13 protein-coding genes are annotated in these 12,979 nt (G+C 46.8%); 9 read left to right on the top strand and 4 right to left on the bottom strand.

The window, feature by feature from the left end; translation table 11 throughout:
* The first annotated feature begins 11 nt into the window (after positions 1-11).
* Positions 12-1,244 carry a DUF2254 domain-containing protein gene (locus PJK55_RS05620; RefSeq protein WP_271305061.1) on the top strand — a complete coding sequence of 411 codons (1,233 nt, stop codon included), beginning with the start codon at positions 12-14 and terminating at the stop codon, positions 1,242-1,244.
* 38 nt (positions 1,245-1,282) lie between these two features.
* Here the strand turns inward: PJK55_RS05620 and PJK55_RS05615 are convergent, their stop codons facing one another.
* A complete protein-coding gene (locus tag PJK55_RS05615; RefSeq protein ID WP_271305060.1) occupies positions 1,283-2,008 on the bottom strand; it encodes an SDR family NAD(P)-dependent oxidoreductase in 726 nt (241 codons plus the stop codon).
* An 83-nt stretch (positions 2,009-2,091) separates the two neighbouring features.
* On the opposite strand from PJK55_RS05615, the gene cls reads away from it, so the two are divergent.
* From cls to pepF, 3 genes are read left to right on the top strand one after another with little or no spacing between them, the layout of a single operon-like run.
* A complete protein-coding gene (gene cls, locus PJK55_RS05610) occupies positions 2,092-3,603 on the top strand; it encodes a cardiolipin synthase (protein WP_271305059.1) in 1,512 nt (503 codons plus the stop codon).
* A gap of 12 nt (positions 3,604-3,615) precedes the next feature.
* Positions 3,616-4,710, top strand: coding sequence for a competence protein CoiA (locus tag PJK55_RS05605; protein ID WP_271305058.1), 1,095 nt, complete (start codon positions 3,616-3,618; stop codon positions 4,708-4,710).
* Entirely contained in the window at positions 4,695-6,497 is a 1,803-nt protein-coding gene (gene pepF / locus PJK55_RS05600) for an oligoendopeptidase F (RefSeq protein WP_214748422.1), read from the top strand. Before PJK55_RS05605 ends, pepF begins: the two co-directional genes overlap by 16 nt.
* 204 nt (positions 6,498-6,701) lie before the next feature.
* Here the strand turns inward: pepF and PJK55_RS05595 are convergent, their stop codons facing one another.
* Positions 6,702-7,475, bottom strand: coding sequence for a DsbA family protein (locus PJK55_RS05595; RefSeq protein WP_224860527.1), 774 nt, complete (start codon positions 7,473-7,475; stop codon positions 6,702-6,704).
* Positions 7,476-7,561: 86 nt separating this feature from the next.
* Positions 7,562-8,143 carry a CYTH domain-containing protein gene (locus PJK55_RS05590; RefSeq protein WP_271305057.1) on the bottom strand — a complete coding sequence of 194 codons (582 nt, stop codon included), beginning with the start codon at positions 8,141-8,143 and terminating at the stop codon, positions 7,562-7,564.
* A 109-nt stretch (positions 8,144-8,252) separates the two neighbouring features.
* On the opposite strand from PJK55_RS05590, the gene PJK55_RS05585 reads away from it, so the two are divergent.
* From PJK55_RS05585 to PJK55_RS05575, 3 genes are read left to right on the top strand one after another with little or no spacing between them, the layout of a single operon-like run.
* Entirely contained in the window at positions 8,253-8,897 is a 645-nt protein-coding gene (locus tag PJK55_RS05585; RefSeq protein ID WP_271305056.1) for a GTP pyrophosphokinase, read from the top strand.
* A 12-nt stretch (positions 8,898-8,909) separates the two neighbouring features.
* Positions 8,910-9,707, top strand: a complete 798-nt coding sequence (locus PJK55_RS05580) for an NAD kinase (protein WP_214695497.1) — start codon at positions 8,910-8,912, stop codon at positions 9,705-9,707.
* Between the two features lie 3 nt (positions 9,708-9,710).
* Positions 9,711-10,574 carry an RluA family pseudouridine synthase gene (locus PJK55_RS05575; RefSeq protein WP_271305055.1) on the top strand — a complete coding sequence of 288 codons (864 nt, stop codon included), beginning with the start codon at positions 9,711-9,713 and terminating at the stop codon, positions 10,572-10,574.
* Positions 10,575-10,615: 41 nt separating this feature from the next.
* Here PJK55_RS05575 and PJK55_RS05570 read toward each other — a convergent pair whose 3' ends face one another.
* Positions 10,616-11,782 (bottom strand): FtsW/RodA/SpoVE family cell cycle protein, encoded by a 1,167-nt coding sequence (locus PJK55_RS05570; protein ID WP_271305054.1) that lies wholly within the window; start codon positions 11,780-11,782, stop codon positions 10,616-10,618.
* A gap of 149 nt (positions 11,783-11,931) precedes the next feature.
* On the opposite strand from PJK55_RS05570, the gene fabI reads away from it, so the two are divergent.
* The gene (gene fabI, locus PJK55_RS05565; protein WP_214695521.1) at positions 11,932-12,705 is read left to right on the top strand and encodes an enoyl-ACP reductase FabI; all 774 of its coding nucleotides are present in this window, start codon (positions 11,932-11,934) and stop codon (positions 12,703-12,705) included.
* An 83-nt stretch (positions 12,706-12,788) separates the two neighbouring features.
* A complete protein-coding gene (locus tag PJK55_RS05560; RefSeq protein WP_074035057.1) occupies positions 12,789-12,977 on the top strand; it encodes a hypothetical protein in 189 nt (62 codons plus the stop codon).
* Positions 12,978-12,979 lie beyond the last annotated feature (2 nt).

Here is a 12,979-nt window from a genome sequence, read left to right as displayed (position 1 = left end):
GAGGTGTTGGTATGGTGAGACGAATTCGATTGTTTCTTGAGGATAGCGCGTGGTTCGTCCCGTTTATATATGGGGCAGGCGGAATCGTTTTAACAGTGTTAACTCAAGTATTTGGCGAATTTTTTCGAGATTTACTGCCGGAATTTATTTATTTAGACTTAGACTCAGCAGCGTCTGTCTTGTCTTCCACGTTTACGAGTCTTATGACGATGATGACGTTTAGCTTTTCGACAATCCTTGTCGTGTTAACAACGTATTCTTCACAGTTTTCTCCTCGGACAATTAATAACTTTTTAACGAATACAGCAGCTAAGCATACGCTTGGTCTCTTCATTATGACGACCGTGTATGGGATTTCGAACTTATTCCTCGTCCGAACGGCAGATGATGGTGTCGTATTATCTTCGGGGATTAGTGTGCTCTTAGTCATTATTTCAATCTATGCATTCGTCAAATTCATTCAGACCATCAGTGTCTCGATTCAGGCAGAACGCTTGTTATCCACGCTACATAAAGAAGCACTATCGGTAATCAGTGAGCAAAAAGACGCCATCGAGTCAGATGACGTGAATCTCGTATTACCACGCTCTGTTCATTCCTTTGAGGGTCAAGCGGTACGGGCGCCTCAGACGGGGTATATCCGCTTATTTTTAAGAGAGAAGCAGGGAGATCATGAAACGGACTTTGAATCGGTCGTAGCCGTAGGTGAATTTGTCGCTAAAGGGGATTTACTCGGATTTTGGAAAGACGAGGACACCCCAGACATCGAACTATTTGAGATCGGTGAAGTCCGGTCTTCGATGCAAGACCCGTCATTTGCGATTGAAAAGTTGAGTGAGATTGCGTTACGTGGAATCTCTCCAGGGATCAATGACCCGAATACGGCGATTCATGCGATTCACTACATCGGGGATATATTACGAGAGCTCTGCGAAATGCCGGATGGAGATTTTCTATACTCGAACGGGAAATCTGATTGGCATGTGAAGCGAAAGACGCTTGAAACGATTCTTTTTGAATCGTTATCGCCGATGCAGACTTACGCCAGTAAAGACATCTTTGTGATGGGGTCCGTGTTCGAGGCGATTCGAATGGCGCGTCTCCAGGCGCATGAGACGCTGGATTCGACGTTCGATGAGATGATCGATTACTTTGAAGATGTGATTGATTGGGAAAGTCTTCATTCGAAAGAACAAAACTATTTACGCAATAAAATAGGGCGAGCTAAAAAGATGACGACATGACAGGAGACCACCTTTTCGAAAGAAGAGGTGGTCTCTGTTCAAGAGAGCGTATATCCGCCATCGACCGTAATGGCTTGCCCGTTTATATAGGTTGAGGCATCGGTTAACAAAAACTCGACGACAGGCGCCACTTCTTCCGGTAGGGCGGCATGTCCCCGGAAATGATGGGTCATTGCCTCTTTGAATTTTGCTTCTCCACCGTATAGTTTATGACTGAGCGGTGTATCGATCGGACCGAAACAGACGGCGTTGAATCGAACTTTTCCTTTCATCCGATGTGCGAACGTTTTCGTCAAGGCAATGACGGCGGCCTTCGAGGCGGCATAATGAGCGAGCATAGGTGGGAATTTGACGTGTCCGACAATGGCGGCGTTATTGACGACACTCGCGCCTTGAGTAAGCAAAGGGATGGCGCGTTGTGTGACGGTGTTCAGTGCATAGAGATTGACGTCAAACACTTCGGTGTATGAATCTTGCGTCAAACGCTCAGGTGTACCGGGTCTACCAAACGTTGCGGCATTGTTGAAAAGACCATGTAACGTCACGCCTTGCTCCTTTAAGTGCACAAAGAGATGATCGATGTCTTCGGCTGAATGGAGGTCACATCTTATAAACGTGGCCAATCCGTTCGAGTCTGATTCAAGAGAAGCCCCCCGCATCTCATCACGACCGATTCCGATGACACGATGTCCACTCTCGGTTAACTGTAAGGCGACGGCGCGCCCAATTCCACTTGTTGCGCCTGTTATTAGAAAAGTCCCCATAATTCATTCGCTCCCCTCAAAAAATTGGCGTTACGATGTATAATTAATGATAATACATGACAGAAACGAGGTCAGGTTATAATATGTTGCGACGCATACAAGTACTCTTTTCCCTTATTTTGCTCGCAGGACTCATTGCGATATTATCTTATTACTGGAGCTCACAAGTGATCGGGCTCTTCTCGATTCTCGTCTTTTTGACGACGTTCAGTATTTTGCTTGTGATTTTACTTGAAAATCGCAACCCGCAACGCACGTTGATCTGGGCGATTGTCATGATTGGCTTTCCTGTCATTGGATTATTTGCGTACTTTGTGTTCGGTCAGAACTATCGTCGTAAGCGGATGTTTAAAGAGAAGGCGATGCTCGACGAAGAGACGTACTTGGCTTATCGGCAAAAAGCGATGACGCTGTCTCCGTCACTGATGTTTGCGCATGACGATTATGAAAAGTTGATGCATCTGACTTCTTCGTTGAATCAATTGCCTGTCTCTTCAAATACGTATACGCAGATTTTGACGAACGGTCGTGAAAAATTCTCAAAGTTATTGCCCGCTCTGAAAGGGGCGACACGGCATATTCATCTCGAGTATTACATTTTTCGGGAAGATCGTATTTCTCGGGAAATTCAGCGGATATTAATCGAGAAGGCCAAAAAAGGGGTCGAAGTTCGATTCTTATATGATGCCGTCGGTTCCATCCATACGAGCAGTACGTTTTTCGAGGAGATGAAGCAAGCCGGCGTCCAAGTGCAGGCGTTCTTCCCGGTCGTCCTTCCGCTCGTGTCGAGTAAGACGAACTATCGAAACCATCGGAAAATTGTCGTCATCGACGGGACAGAGGCGTTCACTGGAGGATTGAACGTAGGGGATGAATATTTAGGCGAACATTCTAAATTCGGTTTTTGGCGCGACACCCACTTGTATGTCAGGGGAGAAGGGGTATCCGAGTTACAGTTGATCTTTTTACAAGACTGGTATTACATGACGGGAGAACGACTGTTCACGCCATTCTATTTAGAACCGCTCGAAACGGTACGAAGCGCGAGCGGAGGTGTCCAAATCGTTGCCAGCGGACCTGATGAACCGTACGAGACGATGAAATCGATTTATTTCTCGTTGATCAATGCTGCGAAAAAGTCCGTCTATATTTCCTCCCCGTATCTGATTCCTGATGAGGACATTATGAGTGCTTTGAAGACAGCATCTCTATCGGGCATCGATGTTCGGATCGTCTTACCGAGCTATCCGGACCATAAAATCGTCTTTTATGCGAGTCGTTCTTATTATGAGGAGTTACTGTTGGCTGGGGTAAAGATTTATTTGTACGAAGAAGGATTCATGCATTCAAAAGTCATCGTCGTCGATGACGGACTTGCCACGATTGGGACTGCGAACATGGATTTTCGTAGCTTCCATTTGAACTTCGAAGTGAATGCTCTCCTGTACAACACGAATTCGGTCCATCAGTTGAAACAAGACTTATATCATGATTTCGAGGGGTCTCACGAACTTGTATTAGAAGATTTTGCGAAGCGCTCATTTTTTATAAAACTCGTAGAATCATTGGCCAGAATGTTTTCACCACTACTATAAGGGGGGAGCAAGATGCGGTTTGCGATCGGTCGAGAAGGGGGTATCGTTGATTCCTTTACTCTAAATCGAATGCAGGCGGAGCAGCTTGCTCCTTTTCGATGTCCGACGTGCCAGGAAATGTTGATTTTAAAGCAAGGGGCGAAACGTCGGCTACATTTCGCCCACATCCATACGTGTGGGAGAGCAGAATCCGTTACGCACCATCAGGATAAATGGGCAGTATGCCAATGGCTACAAGAAAGAGGGTATCCTGTCGACCAAGAAGTGACGATTGGAAATCGGCGGGCAGACATTCTCACGAACGTGGATGAGAACCCAACCGTGTTTGAGTTTCAGGCATCTCCATTGGTAGCGGAAGAGTATGTCGCACGAACAAATGATTATAAACGAGCAGGTTTGGATGTAATTTGGCTCGCGAGCGGTCTTGATTTAAAGATGAACCAATCGTTTCAACCGTGGATGCGCCTTGAACTATCTCGGCGACATCGGTTGATGACAGTGAAAAATGAACAGTTGGTTCGTTTCAATGGGTTTCCCATTTCAATCAAGTATGGAATCGGGAATTGGGAAGTCTCGTCCTCAGTGACCACTTCCCCTTATGAAGCTTATTATCGGTTCAATGCATTGGAATGGACGGAGATGATACGACGAAAGCGAATGTCACCGATCTACCCATCCCCAAAGAATCGACGTCTCATTTTAAATCGTCTGTATCCTTTGGGGGTGATCCCCGCCTTGTTACCGACTGCCTGCTATCTTCCCCTCACATCACTTTGGGGAATACACATTCATCCGATTGAGTTTCAAATCGTCCTCTATTTAAATCGCTATGAGTCACCGAATGATTCAGTGGAATGGAGCATTCAAAAGACGTGCCGCCAGTTCGGAGTGACACCGACAAGCGACTTTTCCCAGTCATTTCATGTACAATGGAAACAACTCTTGAATGCATGTCGTCTATCGTGTGATGTCACGACTTGGGTGCTTCCAACCACCTATGAAGATGCGAGACGTCACGATACACGATTGTTTCAAGGACTTCAGCGATTGATGTTACAATCGACGAACCAATCAGAAAAGGGAGTGAACGTATGTCAGAAGTATTGACACGACAACAAGTTCCAGTCGAAGAGACGTGGAACTTAGAGACGATTTACAGTAACGACCAAGCATGGGAAGCAGATTTTCAAGCATTGAAAGAACAGGTGCCGGCTTTGATCGGATTTAAAGGAAAACTCGGTGAATCGGCAGAAACGTTATACGAAGCGTTACAACTCCGTGATGAGCTTTCTCGTAAGTTACATAAGCTGTATACGTACGCGCACATGCGTTACGACGAAGATACGGCGAACAGTCATTATCAGGCATTGAATGACCGTGCAGGCTCACTCGCCTCGCAAATTTCAGCCCAACTCGCGTTCATGACACCAGAGCTTCTTTCAATCGATGAAGCTCAAATTGAAGCCTTTATGGAACAACACGAGTCACTTCGCGTGTATCGTCATGCGTTCGATGAGTTGGCGCAAGAACGTCCACACGTATTGACGGAAGCAGAAGAAGCAATCCTTGCGCAAGCTGGAGACGTGCTCGGACAATCGAGTTCGACGTTCGGTATGCTCAATAATGCGGATTTGAAATTCCCGAAAGTGAAGAACGAAAAAGGGGAAGAGGTCGAATTGACGCACGGACGTTACATCACGTTCCTCGAATCGAGTGATCGAAGTGTCCGCGAGAACGCCTTTAAAGCGATGTACGGGACATACGGGCAGTATTTGAACACGTTTGCCTCGACGCTTTCAGGAAGTGTGAAAAAAGACAACTTCTATGCAAGTGTCCGTAAGTTTGAGAGTGCGCGACAGGCAGCCCTTCACCACAATGCGATTCCAGAGTCTGTGTACGACGGTCTGGTCGAAGCGGTCAACGAGCGTCTGGATTTGCTACATCGATATGTCGCATTGCGGAAACGCGCGCTCGGATTGGATGAGTTGCACATGTATGATTTATACACACCACTCGTCAAAGATGTAGAGATGAAGGTGTCGTACGAGGAAGCGAAACAGTTGATGGTCGATGGTTTGGCACCACTTGGAGAAGAGTACGTTCAAATCGTGAAAGACGGTCTCGATTCACGTTGGGTCGACGTACGCGAGACACGCGGTAAACGGAGCGGGGCATATTCATCAGGAGCATACGATACACAACCGTTCATCCTTATGAACTGGCAGGACAACGTCAACAACTTGTTCACGCTCGCGCATGAGTTCGGTCACTCGGTGCATAGCCATTACACGCGAACGTCACAGCCGTATCCGTATGGTGACTATTCAATCTTTGTAGCAGAAGTCGCGTCGACGACAAACGAGGCGTTATTGAACGACCATTTATTGAAAACGCGGACGGCAAAAGAAGAACGTCTCTACTTGTTGAACAATCAACTCGAAACGTTCCGTGGGACGTTGTTCCGTCAAACGATGTTCGCTGAGTTTGAGCATATGATTCACAAGGCTGCCCAAGAAGGCGTATCGCTCACACCTGAATATTTGAATGAGACGTACTTAGAGTTGAACAAACGCTACTTCGGAGAAGAAATCGTCATCGATGAAGAGATTTCATATGAATGGGCGCGCATCCCGCACTTCTATTACAATTACTATGTCTATCAATATGCGACGGGTATCTCAGCATCGGCAGCGTTGTCGCAACAGATCATGGAAGAGGGAGAGCCGGCCGTACGTCGTTACATCGATAACTTCCTCAAGGCTGGGTCTAGCGACTATTCAATCGAGGTCTTGAAAGCGGCAGGTGTCGATATGACGACGAAAGAACCGGTCCTCAAAGCGCTTGATCAGTTCGAAGCAGTGCTCGATGAAATGGAATCATTATTGTTCTCGTGAACAATATGTGACAATGTGCACAAACTAGTTGTCAGATGAAGCGGGACTAGGTATATTATAAGTGTGAAATCAATCACAAACCCCTTTATTGACCGTAAACTTTCTCCCATCTTGTAGGCCTTCCCCGGGCCTCAAGGTACGACGGCTCTTGTCCCCGCTTGAGACGTCAAAAACCCCACGGCTCCCCGGCCGTGGGGTTCTTTTTTATTTCGTTTGCGCCCATGCTTCACCGCTACATCCCGGTACAGGACGGCAGCGTTGCTGCAAGGAGAGCTTCTTCAGTTCCCGTTCAATCACAGTTTTATCTAAGTCTAGAATATACGATAGTTCAGTAATCGTCGACGCGTCATAACGAGCCAACACTTTGGCTACATCCCAGTCGGTCGAACGGCTCGGAGCGTAACCGAGCAACTCGGTCATGACCGATTGATATACGTCGTACGGATAAACCCCTTCAATCTTCAATGCTTCATCGCGCGTCACGAACGTTAGGGCGGGCAATGACTCAATCTCCCAATCTTTCAGCACTTGATGATCGACTGCTAAAGCATTCAAGAGCTGGTTCGATTGAAGATCGGCTTCAAGTTCATCCAAATCCAGACCATACTCTTTGAAAGACCGTGCGATTTCCCATAAATCAATTGAGCTTAACTGTTTACCAGAGAATAAATCATTCACATGCAAATGACGTAAAAAACGCATCGCATGACGTTTCCCTTGTAATTCTAGCGCTTTGATCATTGTGAGAAGGCGAACTTCTTCCTGACATCCGCCAACACAGCTAGGAACGGTAGAGACCATTCGGAAACGAATCACATGTCCGTATTCAATCTCTAACTTTTTGATCAGTGTCATCACGTGAAAATTTTCAGGACTCGAGATGTCCATGAAATAGAATAACTCCAATGGCTTATACGTTACTTGAATAGGAGTTTCTTCCAGTGAACAGGATGACCCATTACATTGTTCAAGTTCCATTTGTGTCGCCTCCTCTCGGCAAAAAACTCATTTAACTTTGTAAACTCATTGTAGCAACGAAAAAAAAAGGTTGGCAATGTATCTGCTCAACCTTCAGACCGACTCATTTTTAATTCCATGAATCGAACAATTTTATTTTTGGCGGGACGGTACGGGAGACCGTGCTCTGCTAACAGTCGTTCGAATGCACGTTTGCCCGCTTCTTCATTTGTGACTTCAAATTCTATTTCATAGTCGGTCGTCTCCAAATAATGGCTTTCGTCTAAAACGAGAAGACCATCTTCCGTTTGATGTTCGGCTCGATTCGTCTCGAGGCGTCCGAGGTGTTCGAGTGCAGCATTCAGTTGAAATGGGGCGAGGGCTTGCTTCATTTGATCATCATGAATGATTCCATACTTGAATAAGTCTTCCGCTTCTTCTTCAGTGATTGAGGCATGCGTTTCAAGCAATCCGACTTCGTTCGGTTGTTTCAATGTCAATACCTGACCATGTTTCTTCTCACGAATACGAAGGGCAGCGCCTTGTTTCTTTAGCTGAAAGGTAGGCGTGTCGAAATAATCGTTCGCTTGCCAGCGGACTTGATCTTCTAGTTTGTAAGCTTGAATCAGTTTTTCATACTCATCTTTTGTCAACATCGATTTAAATTCAATTTCCACTTCTTGGGTCATAAATCATCGCTCCATTCTATGAACAATTGTTCGTTTATGATACCATACAAACGGATACATACGGAAAGGACGCGTTTTTTCCGGAAAAGAACGAAAGTGGTGACAGCGTATGCAATCAGTGAACTGGGATCAGTTTTTAGTACCGTATCAAATCGCGGTAGACGAATTGAAAGTAAAGTTAAAAGCCGTTCGTAAGCAATTCAAGTCGCAAAATGAGCATTCTCCGATTGAATTTGTCACAGGTCGTGTCAAACCGGTCGGGAGCATCCTTGAGAAAGCGAAGCGAAAGAATATCGCGGATCATGAACTGTCGACCGACATGCAAGATATTGCTGGATTACGAATCATGTGCCAGTTTGTCGATGATATCGTTCACGTCTTGGATTTGCTTCATCGTCGGACGGATTTTAAAATAGTGGAAGAACGCAATTATATTACGCATCAGAAAGATTCTGGCTACCGGTCGTATCATGTCATTATTGAATATCCGGTCCAGACGATTCATGGGGAGATTCCGACGCTTGTCGAAGTACAGATTCGTACTCTTGCGATGAACTTTTGGGCTACAATCGAGCATTCTTTAAATTATAAATATGATGGCGATATGCCTCTTGAAGTACAAGAACGATTGAGACGTGCGGCTGAGGCGGCATTTCTTCTTGATGCAGAGATGAGTCAACTCCGTGTCGAGATTCAAGACGCGCAGCAAGTGTTTCGGGATAAAGAGATGAATGTGAAAACAGACGAGGACTAGGGGGAAATCGATATGCAGTTTGCGATTGTATCGAGGGGAGATGCGCGATCAGCGGAAATCGCCCAGGAACTGACTGAAAAACTTGAAGCCGCTGGACATACGTTATCGGAAGAACCACGCATCGTCGTATCAGTCGGTGGGGACGGGACGATGTTACAAGCGTTCCATAAGTATATTGACCGCCTCGATGAAACGCTTCTCGTCGGCATCCATACCGGACACCTCGGATTTTATGCGGATTGGCAACCGGATGAATTGGATGAACTGACGGAAATGATTACGAGTGAGTCGTTCGAACCGGTCTCGTACCCGCTCGTCGAAGTGCTGATTGATTACGAGAACGGAAAGACCGATCGTCAATTGGCGATGAACGATTGTACGATTAAAAACTACAAGCGGACACTCGTCTGTGATTTGTCGATTCGCGATGATTATTTTGAAACGTTCCGTGGAGATGGGCTGTGTATCTCGACCCCGTCTGGTTCGACTGCCTATAACAAAGCACTCGGTGGTGCAATTGTCCATCCGTCGATTGAAGCAATCCAAGTGACGGAAATGGCTTCTATCAATAATCTGGTCTATCGGACGATCGGGGCGCCGCTCCTTTTGCCGAAACATCATCAAGTGAAAATCAAGCCGCATACGAAAACGGAATTCGAATTGGCGTTTGACCATCAAGAGGCTTTGTCTTGGTCAGATGTCGTGTCGATTCGTTGCGCGGTCGCAAAAGAAAAAGTGACGTTCGCCCGTTTCCGCCCATTTCCATTTTGGCGACGTGTACGCGAATCGTTCATTGAGGAAGGAAAGTAACGAATGCAAGGATTTATGATTCGTCGCGTTGTGGAGAAGGCTATTCCACTGCGCGACTTTTTAATGCAAGACCTCGGAATCTCTCGAAAGATGCTCACGCTCGTAAAGCATGAAGGGCAAATCGAGGTGAACGGGATCCATCGTACGGTTCGGCACGTTCTCGAACCAGGAGATGAAGTAGTGGTACGATTCCCACCTGAGTCTCCTTCGACAGATATGGTCATCTCGGATAGGCCGATTCACATTTTGTATGAGGATGAGACGGTACTGGCGGTCGATAAACCGGCAGGAATCGCGACGATTCCATCACGACTGCATCCGACCGACACACTCGCGAACGCCGTACTCGGTTACTATCGACAAATCGGTTTGACATCTGCGATTCATGTGATCAATCGACTCGATCGCGATACGAGCGGTGTCGTCTTGTTTGCGAAGTATGGATTCATTCACCATCGGTTTAGTGAACTCCAGAAAGCCAATGCGCTCACACGTTCTTATGTGGCACTTGTGGAAGGGGAAGTCTCTATCCAAACGATCGATGCACCGATTGGGCGTGCTGAGAATTCAATCATGGAACGAATCGTGACAGAAGACGGACAGCGAGCCGTCACACACATACTCGATTGTCGGCAGTTTGGTGGCGACTCATTGTTGACGATTCGACTCGAGACGGGACGTACCCATCAAATTCGCGTTCATTTGCGTCATATCGGTCATCCGCTGATTGGGGACTCGATGTATGGGGGAGCGGCTCGAATGTCACGTCACGCCCTTCACAGCGCCTCTGCACACTTTATTCATCCGATGACAGGGGAAGAAGTGATGATTGAAGCACCAATCCCGGAAGATTTTCGATATTTATGACAAAATCCCTTCAAGGCCTCAATAGCCTTGAAGGGATTTTTTCAATCGTCATCAAACATATAGGTTTTTGATTTAGAAGCGACGTTCATGACAAGACCGATGGCAATCATGTTCATGATAATCCCCGTTCCTCCATAACTGACGAATGGAAGGGTGAGTCCAGTGATTGGCAATACACCAATCGTCATCCCGATGTTTTGGAACACTTGGAACGTGAACATGGCAATAACGCCAGTGACGATGTAACTTCCAAACGCACTACTTGATTCAAGCGCAATATGAATCATGCGATAGAGGAATAAGAAGAAGACGATAATCACGAGCGCCGCGCCGATGAACCCGTAATGCTCGGCGATGACAGCGAAGATGAAGTCCGTCTGTGATTCCGGTAGATAGACGAGTCCTTGTCCATATCCGGCTCCGAACATTTGACCGGATCCAATCGCCTGCAATGATTTGATCAGCTGGAACGCCAAGTCGTCCGAATACTCATAAGGATAGATCCACGCCTGGAATCGGTTCAGGGCGTGACCTGGTACGAACGCCTGTAGCACTTCGAAATGAGAGAAGAACAAATACATGAAGGTTCCAATGGTCAGAGCAGCTGCGCTGAACAGACCGAGTAACCATTTCCAGCCGATACCGGAGACGATGATGATTGCGCCGAGCATCGTCATCAAGACGAGTCCAGTTCCTAAGTCCGGTTGCGTTACAATCAGACCGAGCGGTGGAATAGCGACTAACACCAATTTGACTAACAGCCACGTGTCGAGTTGAGACGAGCCGTATCGCTTGTTGTGGTCATATACAATCGTCGACATTGAAATGAGAAGGAACAACTTCATGAACTCTGCCGGTTGGAAACTGAATCCCGGTACGTTATACCATCCATACGCCCCGTTGATGTTCGGGACGAGTGTCGTGTCGCGGAGCGGAATGAGTCCGACGAGTAAAAGGAGACCGAATGCATATAAGTACCAATGGATTTTTCGGAGCTGCTCGTACTCGATTGTCATGATGGCAAACATCGCGAAAAAGCCGATGACGTATCGAATTCCCTGTTCGAGAGCGAAGTTGATATGTTGAAGTCGGGTCGGCAACATCGGTTGTGCCGTATAAATTGCACCGAGGCTGATGATCATTAATAGGAAGACGATGGTCAATAGCGTCGTGTCTATACTTTTAAAATATGATTGAATACGGTTCATAATGGAGTCGAGTCACCCTTTCTATACGTATTTTATCTTACCGCAACTTAAAAAAATCGCAATACGAAACGAGCCGGTTGACAAAACAGAAACCTTTCTGTAATCTGAGAACAGATATTATCACCAGGTACTAAAAAGGGGAGTTTATGATGTCAATTTTTCCAACGTTAACGAATAAAACTTATGTCGTCATGGGGATTGCCAACAAGCGTTCCATCGCATGGGCGATTGCCAAAACACTTGATGAAGCGGGAGCGAAGCTCGTATTAACGTATGCGGCAGAACGTTTCAAATCAAGTCTTGAATCACTTGCGAGCGAGTTGAAACAAGAAGCGATTTTGCTCGAGTGTGACGTAACAAATGACGAAGCGATTGAAACGACATTCCGTTCAATCCATGAACAAGCAGGGGAGATTCAAGGGATTGCCCACTCGATCGCGTTTGCGGATAAAGAAGCGCTTCGCGGCGAATTCTCGGAAATGACACGTGGACAATTCGCGCAGGCGTTAGACATCTCGGCGTACAGTTTGACGGCTGTCGTGAAAGCGGCGAAACCATATTTCGCATCAGATGCCTCAGTGATCACGTTGACATACCTCGGTGGGGAGCGCGTCGTTCCAAACTATAACTTGATGGGTGTCGCGAAAGCGGCGCTTGACTCAAGTGTCAAGTACTTGGCAAACGAGTACGGTCCGCACGGCGTTCGTGTCAATGCAATCTCGGCTGGTCCGATTCGTACCTTGTCGGCTAAAGGGGTAGGCGACTTCAACAGTATCCTCTCGGAGCTTGAACAAAAAGCGCCGTTACGTCGAAACGTCTCTGCAGAAGAAGTTGCGTCGACAGGACTCTTCCTTCTCTCGGGAATGGGAAGCGGCGTCACGGGTGAAGTGATTCACGTCGATAGCGGATACCATATTTTATAAGTTTGGGAAATGGCGCAGTGATGCGCCATTTTTGTATTATCTAGCGGTTGAATGGGGTAAGGACCTATGAAGGAGGTCAGATCATGGGTCCTTATCAGATTGATTTTACTGTCGTTCAGTACGTCAACCGCCAAGTCCAGCCTTCAGGTCGAGCCAGCATCGAACCAGTGACGCGCATCAAACGCGTCCAACGCATCCGACCTCGGCGAGAAGAATGGTTAGAAGAAGAGCAAGAAAAAAACCCCGGTCGTTTTGTCGACCGGAGCATATAAGA

The sequence above is a fragment of the Exiguobacterium sp. MMG028 genome (assembly GCF_027947425.1).
In the GTDB taxonomy this organism is placed as follows: Bacteria; Bacillota; Bacilli; order Exiguobacteriales; family Exiguobacteriaceae; genus Exiguobacterium; species Exiguobacterium aestuarii_A.
Note: the sequence above shows the minus strand (reverse complement) of the source record. Positions and strands in the feature narration are given on the sequence as shown.